The organism is Sphingomonas sp. GW821-FHT10C01, assembly GCF_059415525.1.
On the sequence record NZ_JBWKNK010000001.1, the window covers coordinates 2,319,354 to 2,341,782 of the forward strand.

General features: G+C 65.2%; 28 protein-coding genes. 13 read left to right on the plus strand and 15 right to left on the minus strand.

Annotated elements, in window-relative coordinates; genetic code table 11:
* Window positions 1-17 precede the first annotated feature (17 nt).
* From aroQ to accC, 3 genes are all read left to right on the plus strand, one after another.
* Window positions 18-452, plus strand: a complete 435-nt coding sequence (gene aroQ / locus AC07M1_RS11385; RefSeq protein ID WP_495162652.1) for a type II 3-dehydroquinate dehydratase — start codon at window positions 18-20, stop codon at window positions 450-452.
* A 101-nt stretch (window positions 453-553) separates the two neighbouring features.
* On the plus strand, window positions 554-1,030 hold the full coding sequence (gene accB / locus AC07M1_RS11390) for an acetyl-CoA carboxylase biotin carboxyl carrier protein (RefSeq protein ID WP_495162653.1): 477 nt from the start codon (window positions 554-556) through the stop codon (window positions 1,028-1,030).
* Between the two features lie 6 nt (window positions 1,031-1,036).
* Entirely contained in the window at window positions 1,037-2,401 is a 1,365-nt protein-coding gene (accC, locus tag AC07M1_RS11395; protein ID WP_495162654.1) for an acetyl-CoA carboxylase biotin carboxylase subunit, read from the plus strand.
* Window positions 2,402-2,404: 3 nt separating this feature from the next.
* Here accC and AC07M1_RS11400 read toward each other — a convergent pair whose 3' ends face one another.
* The 3 genes from AC07M1_RS11400 to AC07M1_RS11410 all read right to left on the minus strand — a co-directional run bounded on the left by AC07M1_RS11400 (window position 2,405) and on the right by AC07M1_RS11410 (window position 4,629).
* Window positions 2,405-2,746, minus strand: a complete 342-nt coding sequence (locus AC07M1_RS11400) for a hypothetical protein (RefSeq protein ID WP_495162655.1) — start codon at window positions 2,744-2,746, stop codon at window positions 2,405-2,407.
* Complete coding sequence (locus AC07M1_RS11405) at window positions 2,746-3,603, minus strand: hypothetical protein (RefSeq protein ID WP_495162656.1); 858 nt, start codon at window positions 3,601-3,603, stop codon at window positions 2,746-2,748. The genes AC07M1_RS11400 and AC07M1_RS11405 overlap by 1 nt, the downstream gene beginning before the upstream one ends.
* A 126-nt stretch (window positions 3,604-3,729) precedes the next feature.
* Window positions 3,730-4,629, minus strand: a complete 900-nt coding sequence (locus AC07M1_RS11410) for a cyclase family protein (RefSeq protein WP_495162657.1) — start codon at window positions 4,627-4,629, stop codon at window positions 3,730-3,732.
* Window positions 4,630-4,702: 73 nt separating this feature from the next.
* Between AC07M1_RS11410 and arsC the strand changes: the two genes are divergently transcribed.
* Window positions 4,703-5,038, plus strand: a complete 336-nt coding sequence (gene arsC / locus AC07M1_RS11415) for an arsenate reductase (glutaredoxin) (protein ID WP_495162658.1) — start codon at window positions 4,703-4,705, stop codon at window positions 5,036-5,038.
* On the opposite strand, the gene AC07M1_RS11420 is transcribed toward arsC, so the two are convergent.
* Window positions 5,035-5,409, minus strand: a complete 375-nt coding sequence (locus AC07M1_RS11420; protein ID WP_495162659.1) for a PAS domain-containing protein — start codon at window positions 5,407-5,409, stop codon at window positions 5,035-5,037. The genes arsC and AC07M1_RS11420 overlap by 4 nt on opposite strands.
* Before the next feature lie 43 nt (window positions 5,410-5,452).
* Window positions 5,453-6,208 (minus strand): energy transducer TonB, encoded by a 756-nt coding sequence (locus AC07M1_RS11425; protein WP_495162660.1) that lies wholly within the window; start codon window positions 6,206-6,208, stop codon window positions 5,453-5,455.
* A gap of 82 nt (window positions 6,209-6,290) precedes the next feature.
* Between AC07M1_RS11425 and purL the strand changes: the two genes are divergently transcribed.
* Window positions 6,291-8,504 (plus strand): phosphoribosylformylglycinamidine synthase subunit PurL, encoded by a 2,214-nt coding sequence (gene purL, locus AC07M1_RS11430; RefSeq protein ID WP_495162661.1) that lies wholly within the window; start codon window positions 6,291-6,293, stop codon window positions 8,502-8,504.
* Window positions 8,505-8,508: 4 nt separating this feature from the next.
* On the opposite strand, the gene AC07M1_RS11435 is transcribed toward purL, so the two are convergent.
* Complete coding sequence (locus AC07M1_RS11435; RefSeq protein WP_495162662.1) at window positions 8,509-10,041, minus strand: GGDEF domain-containing protein; 1,533 nt, start codon at window positions 10,039-10,041, stop codon at window positions 8,509-8,511.
* Between the two features lie 191 nt (window positions 10,042-10,232).
* Between AC07M1_RS11435 and AC07M1_RS11440 the strand changes: the two genes are divergently transcribed.
* The 5 genes from AC07M1_RS11440 to bfr all read left to right on the plus strand — a co-directional run bounded on the left by AC07M1_RS11440 (window position 10,233) and on the right by bfr (window position 13,244).
* A complete protein-coding gene (locus AC07M1_RS11440; RefSeq protein WP_495162663.1) occupies window positions 10,233-10,640 on the plus strand; it encodes a DUF3052 family protein in 408 nt (135 codons plus the stop codon).
* 25 nt (window positions 10,641-10,665) lie between these two features.
* Window positions 10,666-11,103 (plus strand): hypothetical protein, encoded by a 438-nt coding sequence (locus AC07M1_RS11445; RefSeq protein ID WP_495162664.1) that lies wholly within the window; start codon window positions 10,666-10,668, stop codon window positions 11,101-11,103.
* Window positions 11,104-11,151: 48 nt separating this feature from the next.
* Window positions 11,152-12,429 carry a DUF418 domain-containing protein gene (locus AC07M1_RS11450; RefSeq protein ID WP_495162665.1) on the plus strand — a complete coding sequence of 426 codons (1,278 nt, stop codon included), beginning with the start codon at window positions 11,152-11,154 and terminating at the stop codon, window positions 12,427-12,429.
* A gap of 55 nt (window positions 12,430-12,484) precedes the next feature.
* Window positions 12,485-12,655 (plus strand): (2Fe-2S)-binding protein, encoded by a 171-nt coding sequence (locus AC07M1_RS11455; RefSeq protein WP_075152142.1) that lies wholly within the window; start codon window positions 12,485-12,487, stop codon window positions 12,653-12,655.
* Between the two features lie 106 nt (window positions 12,656-12,761).
* Window positions 12,762-13,244: a bacterioferritin gene (gene bfr / locus AC07M1_RS11460; RefSeq protein WP_495162666.1), complete on the plus strand. Its 483-nt coding sequence runs from the start codon at window positions 12,762-12,764 to the stop codon at window positions 13,242-13,244.
* 67 nt (window positions 13,245-13,311) lie between these two features.
* On the opposite strand, the gene AC07M1_RS11465 is transcribed toward bfr, so the two are convergent.
* From AC07M1_RS11465 to panB, 6 genes are all read right to left on the minus strand, one after another.
* The gene (locus AC07M1_RS11465) at window positions 13,312-13,731 is read right to left on the minus strand and encodes an Hpt domain-containing protein (protein ID WP_495162667.1); all 420 of its coding nucleotides are present in this window, start codon (window positions 13,729-13,731) and stop codon (window positions 13,312-13,314) included.
* A 79-nt stretch (window positions 13,732-13,810) separates the two neighbouring features.
* The gene (locus AC07M1_RS11470; RefSeq protein ID WP_495162668.1) at window positions 13,811-14,029 is read right to left on the minus strand and encodes a sulfurtransferase TusA family protein; all 219 of its coding nucleotides are present in this window, start codon (window positions 14,027-14,029) and stop codon (window positions 13,811-13,813) included.
* The gene (gene der / locus AC07M1_RS11475) at window positions 14,016-15,371 is read right to left on the minus strand and encodes a ribosome biogenesis GTPase Der (RefSeq protein WP_495162669.1); all 1,356 of its coding nucleotides are present in this window, start codon (window positions 15,369-15,371) and stop codon (window positions 14,016-14,018) included. Before der ends, AC07M1_RS11470 begins: the two co-directional genes overlap by 14 nt.
* 26 nt (window positions 15,372-15,397) lie before the next feature.
* Entirely contained in the window at window positions 15,398-16,720 is a 1,323-nt protein-coding gene (locus tag AC07M1_RS11480) for an outer membrane protein assembly factor BamB family protein (protein ID WP_495162670.1), read from the minus strand.
* Window positions 16,717-17,421: a tetratricopeptide repeat protein gene (locus AC07M1_RS11485; RefSeq protein ID WP_495162671.1), complete on the minus strand. Its 705-nt coding sequence runs from the start codon at window positions 17,419-17,421 to the stop codon at window positions 16,717-16,719. Before AC07M1_RS11485 ends, AC07M1_RS11480 begins: the two co-directional genes overlap by 4 nt.
* A gap of 70 nt (window positions 17,422-17,491) precedes the next feature.
* Window positions 17,492-18,352, minus strand: a complete 861-nt coding sequence (panB, locus tag AC07M1_RS11490; RefSeq protein WP_495162672.1) for a 3-methyl-2-oxobutanoate hydroxymethyltransferase — start codon at window positions 18,350-18,352, stop codon at window positions 17,492-17,494.
* 163 nt (window positions 18,353-18,515) lie between these two features.
* Here panB and AC07M1_RS11495 point away from each other — a divergent pair, with 163 nt between their 5' ends.
* Window positions 18,516-18,944 carry a hypothetical protein gene (locus tag AC07M1_RS11495; protein WP_495162673.1) on the plus strand — a complete coding sequence of 143 codons (429 nt, stop codon included), beginning with the start codon at window positions 18,516-18,518 and terminating at the stop codon, window positions 18,942-18,944.
* A gap of 7 nt (window positions 18,945-18,951) precedes the next feature.
* On the plus strand, window positions 18,952-19,167 hold the full coding sequence (locus tag AC07M1_RS11500) for a helix-turn-helix transcriptional regulator (protein ID WP_495162674.1): 216 nt from the start codon (window positions 18,952-18,954) through the stop codon (window positions 19,165-19,167).
* A 57-nt stretch (window positions 19,168-19,224) separates the two neighbouring features.
* Here the strand turns inward: AC07M1_RS11500 and AC07M1_RS11505 are convergent, their stop codons facing one another.
* The 3 genes from AC07M1_RS11505 to guaA form a co-directional block, all read right to left on the minus strand.
* Window positions 19,225-19,662 (minus strand): hypothetical protein, encoded by a 438-nt coding sequence (locus tag AC07M1_RS11505; RefSeq protein WP_495162675.1) that lies wholly within the window; start codon window positions 19,660-19,662, stop codon window positions 19,225-19,227.
* A 73-nt stretch (window positions 19,663-19,735) separates the two neighbouring features.
* Window positions 19,736-20,083 carry an ArsC family reductase gene (locus tag AC07M1_RS11510; protein WP_495162676.1) on the minus strand — a complete coding sequence of 116 codons (348 nt, stop codon included), beginning with the start codon at window positions 20,081-20,083 and terminating at the stop codon, window positions 19,736-19,738.
* A 5-nt stretch (window positions 20,084-20,088) separates the two neighbouring features.
* The gene (gene guaA, locus AC07M1_RS11515; RefSeq protein ID WP_495162677.1) at window positions 20,089-21,645 is read right to left on the minus strand and encodes a glutamine-hydrolyzing GMP synthase; all 1,557 of its coding nucleotides are present in this window, start codon (window positions 21,643-21,645) and stop codon (window positions 20,089-20,091) included.
* A gap of 121 nt (window positions 21,646-21,766) precedes the next feature.
* Here guaA and AC07M1_RS11520 point away from each other — a divergent pair, with 121 nt between their 5' ends.
* Entirely contained in the window at window positions 21,767-22,345 is a 579-nt protein-coding gene (locus tag AC07M1_RS11520) for a CHAP domain-containing protein (protein WP_495162678.1), read from the plus strand.
* Window positions 22,346-22,429 lie beyond the last annotated feature (84 nt).

Below are 22,429 nucleotides of genomic sequence, written 5' to 3' on the forward strand. Positions count from 1 at the left end.
CAAATGCGGGAGTCGGCATGACGGATACGATCTACGTACTCAACGGGCCGAACCTGAACCTGCTCGGCATGCGCGAGCCGGAAATCTACGGTTCGGACACGCTCGACGACATCGCCGGGATGCTCGAGGATCGCGGTCGCGAACTCGGCCTGTCGATCGATATGCGCCAGTCGAATCACGAAGGCCATCTGATCGACTGGATGCACGAGGCGCAGGCGCGCGACGCGAAGGCGATCCTGCTCAACTCCGGCGCCTATACCCACACCTCGCTGGCGCTGTACGACTGCATCCGATCGATCCGCACGCCGGTGATCGAAGTCCATATCTCCAACCCGCACGCGCGTGAGGAATATCGCCGCCACAGCTATGTCGGAATGGCGGCAAAAGGGACCATCGCCGGCTTCGGTGCGCTGTCCTACGTGCTGGCGCTGGAAGCCGCCGCGCGTCTTTGACAGCCAGGACCCGTTTGCAAGCGGGTCCATCTTGACTAAGAGGCGCGTTTGCAAGCGGGGCCTGCATCAACTAGCGGGCGCGCTCTGAATTTCGAGGTCGCATGAGCGAAGAGAACAAAAAGAACATGCACGTGGATATCGAACTGGTGCGCCAGCTCGCCGCCGTGCTCGACGAAACCAACCTGACCGAGATCGAGGTCGAGGACGGCGACCGCAAGGTTCGCGTCGCGCGTAAGGTCAGCGCCGCGCCGGTCGCCTATGCCGCGCCCGCCCCGATCGCCGCGCCGGTTGCCGCCGCGCCCGCATCGATGCCGTCGGATCCCGCGTCGATAACCCCGGCGCATGAGAATGCGGTCAAGTCGCCGATGGTCGGCACCGTTTACCTCTCCGGCGAACCCGGCGCCAAGCCGTTCGTCGCGGTGGGCAGCCAGGTCAAGGCCGGCGACACGCTGGTGATCGTCGAGGCGATGAAGGTGATGAACCCGATCGCCGCGCCGCATGGCGGCACCGTCAAGGCGATCCTGATCGAGAACGGCCAGCCGGTCGAATTCGATCAGCCGCTCGTCGTGGTCGAGTAACGCGCCTTGCCAGAAATCAAAAAGCTCCTGATCGCCAATCGCGGCGAAATAGCGTTGCGCATCCATCGCGCATGCCATGAAATGGGGATCAAGACGGTCGCGGTCCATTCGACCGCGGATGCCGACGCGATGCATGTCCGCCTCGCCGATCAGGCCGTCTGCATCGGCCCTCCGGCCGCGGCGGATTCGTATCTCAACATCCCCAACATCATCTCGGCCGCCGAAATCTCGGGCGCCGACGCGATCCATCCGGGCTATGGCTTCCTCTCGGAAAACGCCAAGTTCGCCGAGATCGTCGAACTGCATAACCTGATCTTCGTTGGGCCGAAGCCCGAACACATCCGCACGATGGGCGACAAGGTCGAAGCCAAGCGTACCGCCGGCGCGCTCGGCCTGCCGCTCGTCCCCGGTTCGGACGGCGCGATCAGCGACGTCGAGGAAGCCAAGAAGCTGGCGGCCGAGATCGGCTATCCGGTGATCATCAAGGCCGCATCGGGCGGCGGCGGTCGCGGCATGAAGGTCTGCAACGACCCCGACCAGTTCGAAACGCTGATGCAGCAGGCGGGCAGCGAGGCGAAGGCCGCATTCGGCGACGCCACCGTCTATCTCGAGAAGTATCTCGGCAATCCGCGCCACATCGAGATCCAGGTGTTCGGCGACGGCAATGGCAATGCCATCCATCTGGGCGAGCGCGATTGCTCGCTCCAGCGCCGTCACCAGAAGGTGCTTGAGGAAGCCCCCTCCCCGGTCCTCTCGGCTGAGGAACGCGACCGCATCGGCGGCATCTGCGCCAAGGCGATGGCCGACATGGGCTATCGCGGCGCGGGCACGATCGAGTTCCTGTGGGAAAATGGCGAGTTCTACTTCATCGAGATGAACACGCGGCTTCAGGTCGAACATCCGGTGACCGAGGCGATCACCGGCCTGGACCTCGTCCGCGAACAGATCCGCGTCGCCGAGGGGCATCCGCTGACCCTGCGCCAGCAGGACGTCCAGTTCCGCGGCCACGCGATCGAATGCCGCATCAACGCGGAAGACCCGCGCACCTTCGCGCCTTCGCCGGGACTGGTGAAGGCCTATCACGCGCCAGGCGGCATGAACGTTCGCGTCGATAGCGGCCTCTACACCGGCTACAAGGTGCCACCCTATTACGACAGCATGATCGCCAAGCTGATCGTCTATGGCACCACTCGCCAGGGCGCCTTGCGCCGCCTGCGCCGCGCGCTCGAAGAGTTCGTGATCGAGGGCGACGGGATGAAGACCACGATCCCGCTGCACCAGGCGTTGCTCGACAACCCGCAATTCCAGCAGGGCGACTATACGATCAAGTGGCTGGAAGAGTGGCTGGCGCGCGAGGAAGAGAAGGGCTGAGGATCAGGCGAGCGTTGCTCGCCCCGCGATCCTCAGGATCGAATCGACTACGCCCAGCACCCCGGCAACGCCGTGCAGCACGTCGTTCATCGCATCGATCCGCTTGGCTGCCTTCTTGATCTCGATTCCCGCGTTGCGGATCGATGCGAGCTGGCTGCCCAGCGCATCGGTCGCGGTGGCGAACGCGGCAGCCTGAAGCTTGATGATACGGCTGTTGATCTTGCGGTATTCGGCGGCGAGCCGCTGGCGCTCATCCGCGCTGTTCGCGTCGAGCCGTCGCGCCTGAAGCGCGTCGCGAATGCCCTCCAGCTCCGCGACGATCTGGTCGATGCTGCTGTCTGGCATTATCGTGCCTCCTGCACGCTGGCGCGCGCCTTCGCGAGCCGCTGGTCAATCTGCTCGATCCAGTAGAGCGCCGCGCCGTCCTTGCTCTTCGCCGCCGCGCTGTGCGCTTCGGCCAGCGCGAACAGGCTGTCGCGCAGGCTGGCCAGCGCATAGAGTTGCGCGTCGCGCGCATCCAGCGCCTTGCTGTAATCCTGGATCACCGCGCGCCGCTGGTCGCGCGTCCCTTGCTTCACACTGCCATACTCGTCCGCCGCTATTCCATCCAACCGCTCCCGCCACTGCGTCTCGACGATGCCCGACAGCGTTCCCTTGCCCGGTCCAGCGACCAGGTCGCCCATTCCCCGCACCAGTGCCTGAAAGGCCGGATCAACATCACGCATGATCGACTGGGTCTTGCGCTCCGCTCCGGCCTGAACCGCCGCGCCAAAGGCCGTGAACGCGCTCGCCGAATCCCGGGGGAGCCGCACGTGCAGCGCGCCATTCTGCAGCGCGCCGCCGACTCCAGCGAGCCGCGTATAGGCTTCATCCGAACGCTTGGTGTCGCTCAGGTCCTGAAGCGCCGCCAGATAGGCGTCGATCTGATCGAATGCCGTATTCCACCGCGTCGCCGTGTCGCGCGTGATCAGCGGCGCCAGCGCATCGTCGCTCGGCGCCGCGCTTTCATCGAGCAGCCCCTCGATCGCGCTGTCTCGCCCGGTGGTGTTGATCGTTGCAAAGGCGCTGGCCGATTCGGTTCGGGTCTGAGCCGCCCCCGTACGGATCGCGCCGATATTGCCGCTCAGTACCGGGGCTGAGGGTACGCACCCCGCCAAAAACAGACCGATGGCCGACGCCAATATCGCCGAACGCGTGCTCATGCCTTCCCCCTCCCGCCGACGGCGGGCCCTTCGAACCAGAAGCGGAAACTCGCAACACGCGCGCCCTCATATACGGCTGCGTAACGATCGGCGTCACTTGAAATAGTGACAAGCCGCGCCGCCGTATCAATCCGGCAGGATCGCCCAGGGACGCACCGGGAACGTCCCCATATGCCGCACCTTCGGCGGCACAGCCGAGAAACGGAAACCGCTCGCAGGCAGTTCACCCAGCCGCGTCATATGCTCGACGATCGGGATGCCAGCACCCAGCAAGACGCTATGCACCGGCCGGGTATTCTCGGACACATTGTCGATATTGAACGAATCGACCCCGACCAGCCGCGCACCCTGGTCGCGCAGATACACCGCTGCCGCCTCGGTCAGATGCGGATGCCCCTCGAAATACTGGTCGGTACGCCAGTGTCGGTCCCAGCCGGTATGCACCAGCACGGCCTTGTCGCGCACGTCGGTCGCGGCGAACACGGCCCAATCGATCGCACGATCCGCCGCGCCCTCGACGCGGACCACAACACCCTCGCAATCCGCCACGCGCGCCAGCGGCAGATCGGCGAGGTCATGGCCGTCGGCATAGCGGTGATAGGGCGTGTCGAGATAGGTGCCGGTGTTGCCCACCAGCTCGATCCGGTCGATCTGGAACTCGGTCCCCTCGGCATAGAACCCGCGCGAAGCTTCTCGCGACAGATGGTCGCAGATCAGTGGCGCGGGCAGCCCCTTATAGGTGATCATCCCCGCCTCGATCACATGGCTAAGGTCGATCAGCCGTGCACCCGGCGCAACCGGCGCTTCCGCGATTTCCCCGCGCTTATGCCGTTCCTCGATGATCCGCTTGTTGAGGATGCGCACCTCGCCCACCATCAGCAGCCGCAGGTCGGCGATCACATAGCGGGCAAGCTCGGCGTCATCGATCTCGTCGCCCTCGATATCCAGGCGAAAATCCTGCCCCTGCACCCCGCCGCCATTGGTGAAGCTCACCTCGAAATCGAAGCACACCCGCTTTTCCGTCATCGCCATTCCTTCACCGCTGGCACCCGTGCCATTCCGCCCTATGTAGGCACGCGATCCAGTTGGGGAATGCATGATGAAGGCGACCATCTATCACAATCCGCGCTGCTCCAAGTCGCGGGAAGCGCTCGCGCTGCTCAACGATGCGGGTGCCGAGGTGACGGTGGTGGAGTATCTCAAGACCCCGCCGTCGCGCGACGAACTCGCACGGCTCTATGCGAAGGCGGGTATTTCGCCCCGCGACGGGCTGCGCAAGGCGGAGGACGGCGCGAAGCCGCTCAAGGATGCGTCGGACGATGCGATCCTCGACGCGATGGCCGCCGACCCGATCCTGATCGAACGTCCGCTGGTGGAAACCGAAAAGGGCGTTCGCCTCGGCCGTCCGCCCGAAGCGATCCGCGAGATCCTCTAGCCCGGCTCGCCGGTCATTTCGTCGGTCACGTCGATCTTGGTGCCATAAAGATAGCGGGCGACGCCATTCTCGGCGACGACATCGGCGGTCACACGCATCCAGCGCAGTTCGCCATCCGCCCGCCGGATTCGCGCTTCGAAGGTGAAGCTTCCGCACGCCGCGATCGCCGAGTTGCGCAGCCGCGCCAGTTCCGCCTGCGATTCGGGAAGGTACATCGCGACGATCGCATCCCGATCGAGCGCACCGGCACGCGGTAGCCCGAACAGGTCGTACACCCCGTCGCTCCAGGTCAGCGAATCATCGCGCAGGTCGCACTGCCAGGCGGCCTGAATCGGCATCACCTGCGCCTGTGTATCGCGTACCCCGTGCATAGGGCCGCGTTAGCACCCAAGGGACTAAAGTCCAGTTAGCGGCTCATTCAGGTTCGGGCGGCAACCGCTCGAACACCCATTCGTGGCTCTCGCGCACCAGTGCCGGAACCGGGCGCCCTCTCCCGTCGCGCGACGGCTTGAAGCGGAACCGCTCGCGGATCAGCCGACAGGTCAGCGCATCCAGCCTTGGGATACCGCTCGATCCCACCACATCGCATTCCGGCACCCGCCCGTCGGTCTGGACCAGGAACAGCACGGTCACCCGGCCCCCGATCCCGGCATCCGCCAGATCCTCGGGATAGTCCGAGTCGCGAATGCGGCCGCGAATCTGCCGCGGCGGCGTCGCGTCGGGATCGCCCGCTCCGTCGCCATCCCCGCTGCCGCCCCCGCCAAAGCCATTGCCCTGCCCGCCTGCTCCCGTTCCGGGTCCGGCTACCTCCGCGGCGCCGCTCGTCGCCTCCGCCGCGTCGGCTGGCTTTTCCGCGGCGATCACGAGCGGCTGCACGACGATGGGAACCACCGGCTTGGGCGCCACCACCTCGGTCGCGCGCGAGCGCAGATTGGGCGGGGCAGCCTCTCCCGAGGGCCGCGTATTGCGCTCGGGCATCCGTTCCACCTTCGCCTTGGGTTCCGGCTCGGGCAGGATGTCGAACAAAGCGACTCCGGTTTCGTCTCCGCTCAGGCGTTCGCGCACGGCCAGCCCCAGCGCGAGGATCGCGCCCAGCGCACATGTCACCGCCAACGCAGCCACCGCGCCGCCCGCCCGTTCGCGCGGACTCGAGAGCATGATCGCCGTCATGCACGCCTAAACGCACAAATCGCCTGAACCGTCGCTTTCCGTGGGGGTGACGAACCGCTTCGCCCCCGCTATGCGCGCGGCCATGACTCAGATCACGCCCGAGATCGTCGCCGAACACGGCCTGTCCCCCGAGGAATATGAGCGCGTCCTGCACGCGATGGGCCGCGAGCCCAACCTCACCGAGCTGGGCATCTTCTCGGTGATGTGGTCCGAGCATTGCAGCTACAAGTCGAGCCGCATCCACTTGAAGAAGCTCCCGACCGAGGCGCCCTGGGTGATCTGCGGCCCCGGCGAGAATGCGGGCGTCATCGACATCGGCGACGGCCAGGCCGCCATCTTCAAGATGGAGAGCCACAATCACCCGTCTTACATCGAACCCTATCAGGGCGCGGCGACCGGCGTCGGCGGCATCCTGCGCGATGTGTTCACCATGGGCGCGCGTCCGGTCGCGAACATGAACGCGCTGCGCTTCGGCCGACCCGATCACCCCAAGATGAAGCATCTCATCTCCGGCGTGGTCCATGGCATCGGCGGCTATGGCAATTGCGTCGGCGTCCCGACCGTCGGCGGCGAGGTCAATTTCCACAAGGCCTATGACGGCAACATCCTGGTCAACGCGATGACCGTGGGCGTCGCCCAGACCGACAAGATCTTCTACTCGGCCGCATCGGGCGTCGGCAATCCGATCGTCTATGTCGGTTCGAAGACCGGTCGCGACGGCATCCATGGCGCGACCATGGCCAGCGCGGACTTCGGCGAGGATGCCGATGCCAAGCGCCCGACCGTCCAGGTCGGCGACCCCTTCACCGAAAAGCTGCTGATCGAGGCGTGCCTCGAACTGATGGCCTCCGATGCGATCGTCGCGATCCAGGATATGGGCGCGGCCGGCCTCACCTCCTCTTCGGTCGAGATGGCGTCCAAGGGCGGCGTCGGCATCGAGTTGATCATGGACGACGTGCCGCAGCGCGAAACCGGCATGACGCCGTACGAAATGATGCTGTCGGAGAGCCAGGAGCGCATGCTCATGGTGCTCAAGCCCGGCCGTGAAGCCTTCGCCGAAGCGATCTTCCGCAAATGGGAGCTGGACTTCGCGGTCATTGGCCATGTCACCGACACCGGCCGCATGGTGCTCAAGTGGAAGGGCGATACCGTCGCCGACATCCCGCTCGCCCCGCTCGCGGACGAAGCGCCGCTCTACGACCGTCCGCACGTACCCACGCCCAAGCCCGCCGAGCTTTCGGACGAACCGGAAAGCACCGACATCGTCGCCGATCTGGTCAAGCTGATGGGGTCGCCCGACATCGCGTCGCGCCGCTGGATCTGGGAGCAGTATGACCACATGGTCGGCGCCGACACCGTCCAGCGCCCCGGCGGCGATGCCGCGGTCGTCCGCGTCCACGATACCCAAAAGGGCCTCGCGATCACCACCGATTGCACCCCGCGTTACTGCTTCGCCGACCCGGTCGAGGGCGGCAAGCAGGCGGTGGCCGAGGCTTGGCGCAACCTGACCTCGGTTGGCGCGACCCCGCTCGCGATCACCAACTGCCTCAACTTCGCCAATCCGCAGCGCCCTGAGATCATGGGCCAGATCGTCGGCTGTCTTGAGGGCATGGGCGATGCCTGCCGTGCGCTCGACTTCCCGATCGTGTCGGGCAACGTCAGCCTCTACAACGAGTCCAAGGCCACCGGGGGCGGCTCGGCGATCCTGCCCACCCCCGCGATCGGCGGTGTCGGCATCCTCGCCGACTGGTCGAAGTCGATGACCATCGGCTTCAAGGCGACCGGCGACGCGATCATCGCGGTCGGCGAGCGCGGCGGCCACCTCGGCCAGTCGATCTGGCTGCGCGAAATCCATGGCCGCGAGGAAGGCCCGCCCCCGCCCGTCGACCTGAAGGCCGAGAAGCGCACCGGTGACTTCGTCCGCGCGATGATCGGCCGCGGCGTCGTCAACGCCGTCCATGACGTCTCCGACGGCGGCCTCGCCGTGACGCTCGCCGAAATGGCGCTGGCGTCGGGCATCGGCGCGATGATCGATCAGGCGCAGCCGTTCGGCGTCGCCGGCAGCTTCTTCGGCGAAGATCAGGGCCTCTATCTCGTCACGGTTCCGGACGAAGCTCTGACCGAGTTCCTGAGCGCGGCCGCCGAAGCCGATGTCCCCGCCGACCCGCTCGGCCGCACGATCAAGGACCGGCTGATCTTCGAGCTGGACGAGGGCGACTGGTGCGTGTCGCTCGACGATCTGCGCACCGCCCATGAGGCCTTCTTCCCGAACCTGATGGGTCCGGCGGCGACCTGAACGTCTAGCGAATGACCTGACGCGCGGCTTCGTCGATCGGCCAGGCCGCCGTCACGCGGTTCCGGCCCGCGCGCTTCGAGTCATAGAGCGCGGCGTCGGCGCGTTCTATCAGACGCTGGCCGGACTCGCTGTCGATCTCGGTCATGCGCGCCGCGCCGATGCTCACCGTCACGCGGCCGTCCGGCGCCGGGGAGGTCAGCGCCAGCGCCTCGACGCTGGCACGCATCGCTTCCGCCACGTCGAGCGCCTCGGCCGGACTGGCGCCCGGCAGGATCGCCGCGAACTCCTCGCCGCCATATCGCGCCACCACATCGGTCGCCCGCGTCGCGCACGACTGAAGCGCCTCCGCGACGTCGCGCAACCGCTCGTCCCCGGTCTGATGGCCCAGCGTATCGTTGAGCAGCTTGAAGTGATCGATGTCGATCATCAGCAGGGCCAGGCCCTGCCCCCCTCGCCCCGCGCGCACCAGTTCGCGGCGCAGCGCTTCGTCGAACTGACGACGATTGGGCAGCCCGGTCAGCGCGTCGATCTGTGACAACTGCGCCAGTTGGTCGCGTTCGCTCATCCCGCGCAACTGGGTCAGCACCGCCCGCAGACCGTAGCCCAGCGTCGCCGCGACGCAGCCTGCGATCGCCAATGCGGGCGCTTCAGGCACCAGGGCCGCCGACACGATCAGCAGGCTCAACGGCAGGATCAGCGGGCTTCCTGTCCTCGCCACCCGGACAAGCATCGGGTTGCCGGTTTGAGCTGGCGCCACGTCCAGCCTGCTCAATGCAAGAACGCTCAGCAGGATGAACGGCAACCCCACCCCAACGCTGACAAGCGTGCTCGAGCTTTCGTCGACAAGGTGATTATAGCTCGCGGCGGCAAGCAGATAGACCCCGGAGAAGGCCGCAAGCACCCCGAACAGCCTGCGCTCCACCTCAACCGCGCTCGCGCGGTACCGGAAGAGCGCGAACACCGCGATGAAGACGTTCTGGATGTCGAACATTATCGCCAGCGCGCGTGCGCCCGCCTCGTCGCTGACGCCCGAAATATGGACGAAGCTGAAGATATAGGCCCCGAACAGCGCGCCCAACAGCAGCGCCAGTGCCCCGTCCACCAGCCGCGCCGGCCATGGATCCCCATCGGGACTCGCCAGCATGAAGACCAAAGGCACACCATAGAGAACGAACAACAGCATCGAGATCGCACCCGTGCCCACGGCATCCGAGCCCGTCAGCGCGCCCAGCAGCTGCCATCCGACCCCCAGGCTCCAGAAGAGCATCGCGGCGGCCAACTGTGTCCAGGCCAGCCGCTCGCGGCCGTTGCTGCGTTGCGCGCGCCATCCGCATGCCAGCGCCGCGATCAGCGCCGCCAGCGTCTCGCACCCAAGCGTGCCGAGCGCGAGCGGGTCCGTCGTCATCAACGCCACGAAGATATGCGCGGGAATGAAGACAAATGGCAGGGCCACCGCCAGCCGGGCCGCGACCGCGCCGGTGCGTGCGGCAACCATCGTGCCGTGCTCGGCGACCGAATCTGGCGCACTCGCACTCATCCTGCCCACACTATGTGCGCACGGTTAATAGTTGCATAGCGGCGCTGGCGGCAGGTTGGTGTTTTCCTACCGCGTCGATTTGTGCCACCTTCCGCTTGAAGCCGGCCGGATGGGCACAATTCCGGCCTCGCGCGCGTTAGGGGCGAGACGTTTGTGACTTTCTGAACGGATCACGGGAGGAACGACAGCAAGTGACCGCCGGCTATTCCTCGACACCGCTCGCCGATAAGCTGGGGTTCAAGCCCGGCATGCGCGCCTTCATTGCCGACATGCCGGCCAGCGTCCGCGCGGAAATCGCGCTCGACTCGCTTGGGCTGGAACTGCTCGCGGCGCCCGGCGCCGGCATCGATGTCGCGCACGTCTTCGTCACCGAGCGCGCCCGGCTCGACTGCGAGTTGGTCGCGTTGCGCCAGTTGATCGCTCCCAGTGGCTTCGTCTGGGTCTCCTGGCCCAAAAAGGCCGCGAAGGTAGAGACCGACGTTACCGAGGATGTGATCCGTGAGATCGCCCTGCCGCTCGGTCTGGTCGATGTGAAGGTCTGCGCGGTCGACGAAACCTGGTCGGGATTGAAACTGATGATCCGCAAGGAGCTGCGCTGAGCGGCGGGCGGGTCAAGGGGGGATGATGCAGAACTGGAGTATTGCAAAGCGGATTGGCGCCGCCACGCTCGTGGCCGGCACGCTCGACATTCTCGCGGCGATCGGCATGACGCTGGCGTTTGGGCGACAGGTGGACGCGATGCTGCGCTACGTCGCTTCCGGCCCCTTCCCCGACGCGAAGCAATGGGGGGCTTCGGGCGCAGCCCTCGGCCTCGCCGTGCATTTCACGCTCATGGCGATCATGGCCACGATCTTCGTCCTGGCCGCCGATCGCTTCCCAAAGCTCAAGGCGCAGCCCATCTACTGGGGCGTCGCCTATGGCCTGATCACCTATGTCGCGATGAATCTGATCGTCGTACCGCTGCGGTTCGGCACCACGCCAAGCGCCGTCGCGATCGCCAGCCAGCTGCTGTTTCACATTCTGCTCGTCGGAATCCCCATTGCGCTGGTTGCCCGGCGTTAGCATTGCGCCAGCCCGCACCGTAGCAAGCAATTAGATCCAGGGGGCAACATGGCGACCACGGCTGGCAACCGCATCCTTACGCTCGACACGGTGCGCGGCGTCGCGGTGATGGGCATCTTGCTCCTCAACATCATCGCCTTCTCCATGCCCCCAGCCGCCTATATGAACCCGCGCGCCTATGGCGGGTCGGAGGGACTCGACCTGGTCGTCTGGCTGGGCAATTTCATCCTGTTCGACGGCAAGATGCGCGGGCTCTTCTCCTTCCTGTTCGGCGCATCGACGCTGCTGGTGATCGACGGCGCGGTCGCAAAGGGGGAAAGCGGCGCCAGAACCCATTATGCCCGCATGGTGTGGCTGCTTGTCTTTGGACTACTCCATTGCTGGCTGATCTGGTGGGGCGATATCCTTAGCCACTACGCCCTGATCGGCATGGTCGCCTTCTTCTTCCGCAATGTGTCGGTGAAGCGGCTGATCGGCATCGGGGTTTGCCTGCTCGTCGTGCAGTTGCTCATCGCGCTGATGATGCTGATGGGGATTGAAGCCGCGCGCGCCAACATCTCGAGCCCGGATGCGCAGACGGCACGTGACGCGCGGGAGATGCTTGCCAACTTCACGCTCAACTTCGGTGTTCCGCCCGAGGCCGCCCTGGCACTGGAGATCGGCATCCATCAGGGCGGCTGGCTGGACATCGCGACCGAACGGCTCAAGACCCATATCTGGACCCCGTTCGGTACCCTGTTCATCTTCGGGTTCGAGACGTTGGCCTATATGCTGTTCGGCATGGCGGCTTTCCGATCGGGAATGCTCACCGGCGCATGGGAACGTAGCCGCTACCTGAGGTGGGTGATGATCGGGTTCGGTGTCGGCATCCCGGCATATGCCGCTTTGGCACTGCTCATGATCGACGCCGACTATTCCATCTCTTCGGTGATGCTGGGCGTCATCGTCCTCACCATCCCCGTCCGCCCGCTGATGATCCTTGGCTGGGCGAGCCTGATCATCTTGCTCATGCGGCCCGGCGGTGCACTCACGACCCGGATCGCGGCGGCGGGACGTATGGCGTTCACCAACTATCTCGCGACCAGCCTGGTCTGCACCCTGGTCTTCTACGGCTACGGCCTCGGTTGGTATGGCGCGCTGTCGCGGGCCGAGGTCTATCTTGTCGTCCTCACCGTCTGGGCGCTGATGCTGCTCTGGTCGAAACCGTGGCTCGAGCGATTCGCCTATGGCCCGCTCGAATGGCTCTGGCGCAGCCTGGCGCGCGGGAGCTGGCAACCCATGGCCGGCGGCGCGCTGAGACGAGCAGTTGCGAACGCAACGCAATAACCATTGCGAATCACTCGCAGTCGCCCTAACTGTTGCGAACCAAGTGAGGGTTTCGATGGTCGTCTGCGTCTGCAATGCAATTCGCGAGAAGGATGTACGGGAAGCGGCCCGTGACGGCGCGATGAGCGCCTGCCAGGCCTATCGCGCGCTCGGCCGTCAGGCGAAATGCGGCCAGTGCGTCCCGTTTGCGCGAGCGATTATCGACGCGGAGCGTGCGGCTGCGTAGCGTTCGCAACTCGAGAAAACCGCAGAAATCCGCCATTTTTTGACTGTCTGAGACGCCGTTTCGGCGCTATATTCGTGCCCGGATTTTGAACGGAAGGCACGAAGCCATGAAGGGCGACCCCAAGGTCATCGACTATCTCAACGAGGTGCTCAAGAACGAGCTCACCGCGATCAACCAGTATTGGCTCCATTACCGGATGTTCGATCACTGGGGCGTCAAGAAGCTCGCCGAGTTCGAACGGCACGAATCGATCGACGAGATGAAGCACGCCGACATGGTGGCGGAACGCATCCTGTTCCTTGACGGTCTGCCCAATTTCCAGCTGCTCGGCCGGCTGCGCATCGGCGAGACGGTCGAAGAGGCGCTCAAGGCCGATCTCGACCTGGAATATGAGGCGGTCGCCGTGCTCAAGGACGCCATCGAGCACAGCGAGAAGGTCCGGGACTATGTCAGCCGCGACCTGTTCCAGCGCATCCTCGACAGCGAGGAAGAGCATGTGGATACGCTGGAAACCCAGTTCGAGATGATCGAACGCATGGGCATCCAGAACTACATCCAGCTCAACTCGAAGCCTGAATCGGCCGAGTAACGTCCGGGAAACAAGTACGGGACGGCCTTTGTGCCGTCCCGTCAGTGCAGGGGACCCTGCAACCCGTCTATAACCCCGGACGACGCCCGAATGCGGCGGCGGGACGCCGCTCCATCAACGGGTTCGCCTCACGCTCCAGCAGCGACAGCGTCGCCTCGAACAAGGGACGCAATTCGACCACATGCTGCAACGCTTCGCTCGGCTCGTAGCGGTTTTCCACGCAATGCCGTGCGATCGTCTCGATCGCCGCCGCACAATCGGCGAGCGGCTCGGCACCGAACTGTTGCGATTCGCCCTTCAGCGTGTGAGCGGGAAGTACCAGCGCCGCAGCGTTGTTCGATCGCATCGCCTCCTCGATCCGCGCGACCGATTTGACGCCATCCTCGTGAAAATATCCCAGGATACGCACGAAATTGGCGCCCAGCTCGGCGCGGGCCTGCGAGAACGCAGTCCAATCGACCAGCCCATTAGGATCATGCGGCGCCAATTCATCCTCCCGCGACAGGCGGTTACATCTGTATGATGAATAAGGCCAAATCAGTAAACGACCGGTTACGCGGCGTCATTCAACCCACGCGAAACGCAGCGGCTCCATCGATCTCGAACACCTGAATTCCGGCGCCACGCGCTGCCGCTAGCGCGCGGATCTCCCGCTCGGCCGCCGGATCGTCAGCGAGGATCTCGACCGGGCCGCCGCCGCTCCTCAGCGCGCGCGCCAGGCGCAGCGCCGGCCATGGGCAGCGCAGCCCGCGCGCGTCGATCCGCTTCACGTCACTCACGATCATAGGGATTCTTCGACGGGCGCATCGTCAGCCGCACCGGCACCGCGCCGAAATCAAATTCCTTGCGCATGCTGTTCACCAGATAGCGCTCATAGCTCTTGGGCAGCAGATCCACCCGCGTTCCGAACAGGATAAAGCTGGGCGGACGCGTCTTCGCCTGGGTGACGTAGCGCGGCTTGATCCGCTTACCGCCCGGCGCGGGCGGCGGATTGGCTTCGATCGCACGCTCGAACCAGCGATTGAGCTGCCCGGTGGTGATCCGCCGCGACCACGCCTCGCGCGTCTCGAACGCGACCTTGATCAGCGTGTCGAGCCCCTTGCCTGTCGCCGCCGAAACAGTGAGCAGCGGCACACCCTTCACCTGTGCCAACCCCTCGTCCAGCGCGCCCTTGACGCCGTTGAACAGACTCGAGGCGTTTTCGGCGACGTCCCATTTGTTGAGCGCGATCACGAGGGCACGGCCCTCTTGCAGCACCTTGTCGGCGATCTTGAGGTCCTGCACCTCCAACCCGCGGGTCGCATCGAGCAGCAGCACCACCACTTCCGCAAAGTCGATCGCACGCAGCGCGTCGACGACCGACATCGACTCGAGCTTTTCCTGCACCTTGGCCCGCTTGCGCATGCCCGCGGTGTCGATCAGGCGGATCGGGCGCTTATTGCCCTCGAAATCCTCCCATTCGTAATCGATCGCGATCGAATCGCGGGTGATGCCCGCTTCCGGCCCCGTGATCAGGCGATCCTGCCCGATCATGCGATTGATCAGCGTCGACTTGCCGGCGTTGGGTCGGCCAACGACCGCAAGCTTGAGGGGGCCTTCCCCTTCCGAATCGTCCTCAGCCTCTTCCTCGCGATCGATGAACGGCAGCAACGCCTCGAACAGATCGGCGATGCCCTCGCCATGCTCGGCGGAAAAGGGCACCGGGTCGCCTAGGCCGAGCGCCATCGCCTCATGGATACCGGGCTCCGCGGCGCGGCCCTCCGCCTTGTTGGCGAGCAGGACAATGGGTGTACCAGAGCTGCGCAGCCAGCGAGCGACTTCCTCGTCCAGCGGCGTGATGCCCGCGCGCGCATCGATCATGAACAGCGCGACATCGGCCTCCCGCACCGCCGCCTCGGTCTGCACACGCATACGGCCGGGCAGGCTCGCGGGATCTTCATCCTCGAACCCGGCGGTGTCCATGATCCGGAACGGCACGCCCAGCAGTTCGGCGTCGCCCTCACGCCGGTCGCGGGTCACGCCCGGCTGGTCATCGACCAGCGCAAGACGTTTCCCGACGAGGCGGTTGAACAGAGTGGATTTGCCGACATTTGGTCGGCCGATGATCGCAACGGTGGGACGGGACATCCCCGCCTCCTATCCCAACGCGGCGCTCAGCGATAGGCGGTGATCACACCCTTGTCGCTCAGGGTGTAGAGCACGCCACCCGCAACCACCGGACTCAGGCTCACGGCCTCCTTGCCCTCGATCGTCGCACCGATGCTGCCATCGGTGGGTGACACCGAGACCAGCTCACCGCGCGAGTTGGCCAGCCACAAGCGGTTGCCGGCCAGCACGGGACCAACCCAGGTGATCGCGTTCTTCTTCTTTTCCACGTTGCGGAAGCCAGGAAGCTGCGAGATCCAGCGGACCTTGCCGGTGCCACGCGCGATCGCGACCAGGCGCGCGTCGTCGGTGACGACAAACAACCACTCGCCCGCGATCCACGGGGTCGAGATTCCGGCGATATTCTGTTCCCACAGGCGCTGGCCGCTGGCGAGTTCAACCGCTGCCATGCGCCCGCCCTGCCCGACCGCATAGACGCGGCCCTGGTCGATCACCGGTTCCGCGTCGATATCGGCAAGGCTCGACACCGATGTCGAGATGGTCGAGCGCGACAGCGTATCGCTCCACAAGGTGCGGCCATTTTCATAGCGATAGGCGTTAAGCTCGCCCGAGGAGAAGCCCGCGACCACGGTGCCCTGCGCGATGGCGGGTGCCGCGGCGCCGAACACGCCCTGCGATTCGAGCGTGCCCGACTGGGTCCAGGCGGTGTTTCCGTCCGTCGCGGACAGCGCGAAAAGCTGATTGTCCTGCGTCACAACGTACAGGTTGCCGTCGGCGACGCTCGGTGCACCACGCAGCGGGCCGCCCGGCTTCTTGCGCCACACTTCGGTTCCCGCAGCGGCGTCGAGTGCCACCACATCGCCCAGGCCGTTGGCCGCATAGACGCGCCCGCCGTCGAAGCTCACCCCGCCGCCAAAGGCCGCGCTGCGATTCTCCTCACCCTTGATCGTCGAGACCTGCCAGCGCCGCGCACCAGTAGCCGCGTCGAATGCGTGAACGGTCCCCTCGGTATCCATCACGAACAGCGTGCCGTTCGCCACCACCGGTGCGGCGGCAAGCCGGGTACGGCCGCTCGTGCCCGCAATCTTCGCCGACCAGATGCGCGCAGGCGCTTCGCCGAGTGCCAAATGCCCCATCACCTTGGACGCATTGCCGCCCGGCTGTGACCAGGCGTCATTCGGCGCCGCCGCGGGGACGACCACCTGAACCTCGGCAATGGTGGGATCGGCGACGATGCTCGTCTCCGCCGCCAGGATCGGCACGCGCTGCCCCAACACCGGCGTCTTCTTGTCGCCACCCTTGAAGATACCGCAGGCGCTGAGCGCCACCAGCGCCGCCATCGCGACGGGAACCCGAACCGACTTCATCATTTCGCCTTCTTGTCCTCACCATCGTTCGGAACGGCATCGATGCCGAGCACACCTGCCATCTGCAGCGCGCGCGTGCGGATCGCCTCCGGCACACCATCCGTCTTGGAAATATCGGCGAAGAGCTTGCCCGCTTCGGCGCGCTTACCCATTCGCAGCTGCGCGATCGCGACCATCTCGCCCGCGCTGCCGAACCATGGGCTGTCCTTCACCGCGATGGCGCCGAGCCGCGCGACCACCTGGTCGGGCTTCAGCGAATCATATTCTGCCGCGGTCTGACGGATCAACGCCAGATCGCGGAACTCCGGCGACACGGCGGTGTCCGCGGCGATCGTCGCCAGCAGCGCGGCGCCGCCCTTCAAGTCATTCTTGGCGAGCAGCGCATCGGCCTGAGCGAAACGCGCAGCCGCACTGAACCCGGACGAACTCGACGCGGCCAGTTCCTTGAGCGGCGCTTCGGCTTGCTGACCCTTGTTCTCGTTCAGCGCCTTGACCGCTTCCTTGAGCTTCTCGCCCTCTTCGCCCCGGCGTCCGTCGCTATGGCTCTGCCAATAGAGCCAGCCGCCGAACGCGACCAGTCCAGCCACGACTAGACCGATGATCCAGCGGCCGTAATTCTGCCAGACGTGCAACGCCTGATCTTTGCGCAGCTCTTCATCGACCTCGCGCAGAAAGGCTTCGTTGCTTTGCGGGCTCAGCGCCAAGGGTCACTCCATCGGGGTAAGGGATTTCGGGCGCGGACCTTAGCCGCGCTCACCGGGAAACGAAAGCGGCTCAATCCTTGGGCTTGTACACTTGTTCGTCGCCGGGGAAACTCCGGTCACGCACTGCTGCGGCATAGGTTTCAACCGCGGCGGAAATGCGGCCAGCCAGATCGTCGAACTTCTTCACGAAGCGTGGCGTGCGCTCGAACATGCCCAGCATGTCCTCGGTTACCAGCACCTGCCCGTCGCACTGATTCGACGCCCCGATCCCGATGATCGGGCAGGAAACCGCCGCGACGATCTCGTTCGCCAGCGTCTCGACCACGCCTTCGGCAACGATCGAGAAGGCGCCCGCCTCGGCAATCGCCTTCGCATCGCCGATGATCTTGGCATATTCGGCGTTGCCGCGCCCGCGTGCGCCATAGCCGCCCAGCGCATTCACCGCCTGTGGCGTCAGGCCGATATGCCCCATCACGGGGATGCCGCGCGCGGTCAAGAACGCGACAGTCTCCGCCATCGCCTCGCCGCCCTCCAGCTTCACTGCGGCCGCGCCGGTCTCGGCCAGGACACGCGAAGCTGAGGCAAAGGCCTGTTCGGGGCTCGCCTCGTAGCTGCCAAAGGGCATGTCGATCACGACCACCGCGTGATAGCTGCCGCGCACTACCGCTGCGCCATGCGCGCACATCATGTCCAGCGTCACCGCAAGCGTCGACGGAAGCCCGTAGATCACCTGCCCCAGGCTGTCGCCGACCAGCAGCACGTCGCAATGCGGATCCAGCAACTGCGCCATCCGCGCGGTGTAAGCGGTGAGCATCACCACCGGTTCCTTGCCCTTGCGCCCCTGAATCGCGGGAACGGTCAGCCGCTTCATCGGCGCCGGAGTCGGCGTGGCGCGGCTGGTCGAGGTGTCGAGCGTAAAGGTCGTGGACATGGCGCGGCGATAGCCGATCACTTGGGGTCGCACCAGCAAAACGGGTTGTTCACATGTCAGAACTGATTGACTCGATGTTCGATATTTCTTACATTGAGTCGTATATTTCTGACATAACGGAGGCATCATGTCGTATCGGGAAAAAGTGCAATGGACTTCGCTCGTGATTGGACTGGTTGTGTGGGGAGTCTATTTCGCGCGTTTCGCCATGTCGCTCGCCGCAGGACATTCCGCACCGGCTGATGCGCTGAGCGGATTCATTGGCGCGGTGATCGTGCTCGTTGTGCTCCAAGTCGCGGCGATCATCGCCATCGCGATCCACCGGCCATCGGAAGCCGAGCTCCCCGCGGATCCGCGCGAGCGGGAAATCGAAGGGCGCGCCGCCATCGCCGGCTACATCGTGCTCTGCGTCGCCGTGTGCACCGTCATGCTCGCCACGCCGTTCCTGACCGTTGCCGGCCCTGCGGCGCTAGGACAACCGGGCGGGATGGCCGCGGCGATGCTGGTCGGCAACGCGCTGCTTGCCGCACTGGTAATCGCGGCGATCGTCCATTCGATCTGGCAGCTCGCCCTCTATCGCCGTCAAGCGTGAGCACGTCGTGGCCAATCCCCCAATCACCAATCAGATCCGCACGCTCCGCTTCCTCACGGGCGAGATGACGCAAGCCGAACTGGGCGATCGCGTCGGAGTAACGCGCCAGACGATCGCGGCGATCGAACAAGGCAAATACTCGCCCACGCTCGAGACCGCGTTCCGCATCGCGCTCATCTTCAAGAAACCGCTGGAGGAGGTGTTCCAGTGGCAGGGGGATTAACCTCGGCCCGCATCCAAAGCCGGGGCGACGGCACGATCCGCGTCCCGGATATCCAGCTCAGCTCAACCAGCCACGCTTCCTCGCGAAGGTCGCGAACCAGATATGGAACACCCCCAATGCGAAAATGAAGGCGGGGAAGAAGGTCGAGGAAACCCCCTTCACCGCGATCATGTCGGTCGCGGTGAAGACATAGCCGAACTGGATGACCACCGCGATCAGCGACAGCCAGTAGAGCGTCAACGCCCATTTGGAGCGCAGCAGCAGCGCGACGGATCCCAGCAGGCACGCCCCGACCGCCGCCGCGAAGTCGATGGCGAACCAGCCGGGCAATGCCGCGAAATAGGCGCGATCCCAATCGGTCGCGTCGGGAATCATCGCCGCGCCCTTGGTGATGTGCTGATAACAGGCCCAGCAGCCGGCGATGCCCCAAAGAAGCAATAGGACGCCGACAATATAGAACCAGGCGGGTGGCTTTTGTGCGAACCGGCTTGCCATCGGAACTCTTCCCCCTTGGGTCGTTCGATGGTGCGCAGCCTACCCTAAATGGTGATTTTGCCAATCACCGCCGTCAAAGCAGCGCCGCAGCCCATTCCTCGGGCTTAAACCCGACTAGTACGCCGCCGCGATATTCGACCACCGGCCGCTTGATGATCGACGGGTTCGCCGCCATCAGCCGCAGCGCCTTGGCCTGGTCGATATCGGCCTTGTCCGTCTCGTCGAGCTTGCGGAAGGTCGTGCCGGCACGGTTGAGCAGCTTCTCCCAGCCCGTCGTCTCGGCCCATTTGGCCAACCGCGCGGGATCGGCGCCTTCCTTCTTATAGTCGTGGAAGGTGTAGGCGATCCCGTTTGCATCGAGCCATACCCGCGCCTTCTTCACCGTATCGCAATTGGGAATGCCATAGAAAGCGATGGTCATCGCACTCACTCCCACTCGATGGTGCCGGGCGGCTTCGACGTATAGTCGTACACCACGCGGTTGACGCCCTTCACCTCGTTGACGATGCGCGTCGCAACCCGTGTCAGGAAGCTCGCGTCGAACGGATAGACGTCGGCGGTCATGCCGTCGGTGCTGGTCACGGCACGCAAACCGCAGACGCTTTCATAGGTCCGTCCGTCGCCCATCACGCCCACGGTCTTGACCGGCAGCAGCACCGCGAACGCCTGCCAGATCGCGTCGTAAAGGCCGGCGTTGCGGATCTCTTCCAGATACACCGCGTCCGCCTTGCGCAGGATGTCGCAGCGTTCCTTGGTCACCTCGCCCGGGATGCGGATCGCGAGGCCGGGTCCCGGGAACGGATGGCGGCCGACGAACACGTCGGGCAACCCCAGCTCACGGCCCAGCGCGCGGACCTCATCCTTGAACAGCTCACGCAGCGGTTCGACCAGCTTCATGTTCATGCGCTCGGGCAGGCCGCCGACATTGTGGTGGCTCTTGATCGTCACCGAAGGCCCGCCGGTGAAGCTGACGCTCTCGATCACGTCGGGATAAAGCGTGCCCTGCGCCAGGAACTCCGCCCCGCCGATCTTCTTCGCCTCTTCCTCGAACACGTCGATGAAGGTCTTGCCGATGAACTTGCGCTTGGCCTCGGGATCGGTGACCCCGGCCAGACCGTTGAGGAACAGCGTCTCCGCGTTCACATGGACCAGCGGGATATTGTAGTGGCCGCGGAACAGCGACACGACCTGATCGGCCTCGCCGCTGCGCATCAGGCCATGGTCGACGAACACGCAGGTCAACTGCTCGCCGATCGCTTCATGGATCAGCACGGCTGCGACCGCGCTGTCGACGCCGCCCGAAAGCCCGCAGATCACCTTGCCCTTGCCGACCTGCTTGCGGATTTCCTCGATCTTGGCCTGGCGGAACTCCGCCATCGTCCAGTCGCCCTTGAGCCCGCAGACATGCCGCACGAAATTGGCGAGCAGCTTGCCGCCATCCGGCGTGTGCACCACCTCGGGGTGGAACTGCATCGCATAATAGCGGCGGGTGTCGTCGGCGATCACCGCGAACGGTGCGCCCGAGCTCGCCGCGACCGGGCGGAAGCCTGGGGCAAGGCTGGTCACCTTGTCGCCATGGCTCATCCAGACCTGATGTGTTTCGCCCTCGGCCCACAACCCGTCGAACAGCACGCAGCTATCCGCGATATCGATGAAGGCGCGGCCGAACTCGCCGCTGTCGCCCAGCTGCACGTTACCGCCCAGCTGCTGCATCATCACCTGCTGGCCGTAACAGATGCCCAGCACCGGCAGCCCGCTCTCGAAGATCGCGTCGGGAACCCGCGGCGATCCCTCGTCGAGCACCGATGCCGGCGAACCCGACAGGATTACCCCGCCCGGCTTCATCCGCTCAAAGGCCTCGGCGGCGGCGTTGAAAGGAGCGATTTCGCTGTAGACGCCCGCTTCGCGCACGCGGCGCGCGATGAGCTGGGTCACCTGGCTGCCGAAATCGACGATGAGGATGGATTCGCCCGGCTGTGTCATGGCGGGGCGATAGGCAGGTGCGGCCGGAGTGTAAAGGCGTCGGCGCTCAGCTTATGGCCGACGGCGCGTTAACCATAATTGCACACCCTTCCGAAGCGCGGCCAAGCGTATCTCCCGGCGGATGAAGTCGAACCGGACCCCCCGCCGGATCGTCTTGTCGATGCTTGGCGCCGCTTCCCTCCTCGCGGCGCCAGCATCGGCATCGATCCTCGATTATGTCGGCGAATGCGTGCCCTTCGCGCGCCAGGCCTCTGGCATCCAGATCTGGGGCGACGCCTGGACCTGGTGGGGCCAGGCGCAGGGCAAGTACCAGCGCGGTGACGTGCCGGAGGTCGGCTCCGTCGTCGCCTTCGCCAAGTCGAACGCCCTGCGTCTCGGCCATGTCTCGGTGGTCAGCCGCATCATCGAGCCGCGCGTCATCATGGTCACCCACGCCAACTGGTCGCGCTTCGACGGCAAGCGCGGACAGGTCGAGCAGGACGTGACCCTGTTCGACGTCTCGCCGGCGGGCGACTGGAGCGAGGTCAAGGTCTGGTACCGCGACACCCGCGGCCTCGGCAGCACCATCTACCCCGTCCACGGCTTCATCTATGGTCGCCCGGCGAGCGGCGCGAAGGTCGCCCACGCCCGCCCCGCCCCTGAACTTACCGGCGACCGCCCCGACTATGTCGGCTCCCTGATCGACGCCTACGCGCGTTAGTGCCCATTTTCGTCATCCCGGCCTTGTACCGGGATCCACGGTGCCGCGAGCAACGACCTTGAACGGTTGGCGGTAACGCCTGAC

Excerpts from the sequence above, each read along its gene's own strand:
- aroQ (WP_495162652.1), top strand. The coding sequence starts at position 18 with ATGACGGATACGATCTACGTACTCAACGGGCCGAACCTGAACCTGCTC.
- accB (WP_495162653.1), top strand. The coding sequence starts at position 554 with ATGAGCGAAGAGAACAAAAAGAACATGCACGTGGATATCGAACTGGTG.
- AC07M1_RS11400 (WP_495162655.1), bottom strand. The coding sequence starts at position 2,746 with ATGCCAGACAGCAGCATCGACCAGATCGTCGCGGAGCTGGAGGGCATT.
- AC07M1_RS11405 (WP_495162656.1), bottom strand. The coding sequence starts at position 3,603 with ATGAGCACGCGTTCGGCGATATTGGCGTCGGCCATCGGTCTGTTTTTG.
- AC07M1_RS11410 (WP_495162657.1), bottom strand. The coding sequence starts at position 4,629 with ATGACGGAAAAGCGGGTGTGCTTCGATTTCGAGGTGAGCTTCACCAAT.
- arsC (WP_495162658.1), top strand. The coding sequence starts at position 4,703 with ATGAAGGCGACCATCTATCACAATCCGCGCTGCTCCAAGTCGCGGGAA.
- AC07M1_RS11420 (WP_495162659.1), bottom strand. The coding sequence starts at position 5,409 with ATGCACGGGGTACGCGATACACAGGCGCAGGTGATGCCGATTCAGGCC.
- AC07M1_RS11425 (WP_495162660.1), bottom strand. The coding sequence starts at position 6,208 with ATGACGGCGATCATGCTCTCGAGTCCGCGCGAACGGGCGGGCGGCGCG.
- purL (WP_495162661.1), top strand. The coding sequence starts at position 6,291 with ATGACTCAGATCACGCCCGAGATCGTCGCCGAACACGGCCTGTCCCCC.
- AC07M1_RS11435 (WP_495162662.1), bottom strand. The coding sequence starts at position 10,041 with ATGAGTGCGAGTGCGCCAGATTCGGTCGCCGAGCACGGCACGATGGTT.
- AC07M1_RS11445 (WP_495162664.1), top strand. The coding sequence starts at position 10,666 with ATGCAGAACTGGAGTATTGCAAAGCGGATTGGCGCCGCCACGCTCGTG.
- AC07M1_RS11450 (WP_495162665.1), top strand. The coding sequence starts at position 11,152 with ATGGCGACCACGGCTGGCAACCGCATCCTTACGCTCGACACGGTGCGC.
- AC07M1_RS11455 (WP_075152142.1), top strand. The coding sequence starts at position 12,485 with ATGGTCGTCTGCGTCTGCAATGCAATTCGCGAGAAGGATGTACGGGAA.
- bfr (WP_495162666.1), top strand. The coding sequence starts at position 12,762 with ATGAAGGGCGACCCCAAGGTCATCGACTATCTCAACGAGGTGCTCAAG.
- AC07M1_RS11470 (WP_495162668.1), bottom strand. The coding sequence starts at position 14,029 with ATGATCGTGAGTGACGTGAAGCGGATCGACGCGCGCGGGCTGCGCTGC.
- der (WP_495162669.1), bottom strand. The coding sequence starts at position 15,371 with ATGTCCCGTCCCACCGTTGCGATCATCGGCCGACCAAATGTCGGCAAA.
- AC07M1_RS11480 (WP_495162670.1), bottom strand. The coding sequence starts at position 16,720 with ATGATGAAGTCGGTTCGGGTTCCCGTCGCGATGGCGGCGCTGGTGGCG.
- panB (WP_495162672.1), bottom strand. The coding sequence starts at position 18,352 with ATGTCCACGACCTTTACGCTCGACACCTCGACCAGCCGCGCCACGCCG.
- AC07M1_RS11505 (WP_495162675.1), bottom strand. The coding sequence starts at position 19,662 with ATGGCAAGCCGGTTCGCACAAAAGCCACCCGCCTGGTTCTATATTGTC.
- AC07M1_RS11510 (WP_495162676.1), bottom strand. The coding sequence starts at position 20,083 with ATGACCATCGCTTTCTATGGCATTCCCAATTGCGATACGGTGAAGAAG.
- guaA (WP_495162677.1), bottom strand. The coding sequence starts at position 21,645 with ATGACACAGCCGGGCGAATCCATCCTCATCGTCGATTTCGGCAGCCAG.
- AC07M1_RS11520 (WP_495162678.1), top strand. The coding sequence starts at position 21,767 with ATGAAGTCGAACCGGACCCCCCGCCGGATCGTCTTGTCGATGCTTGGC.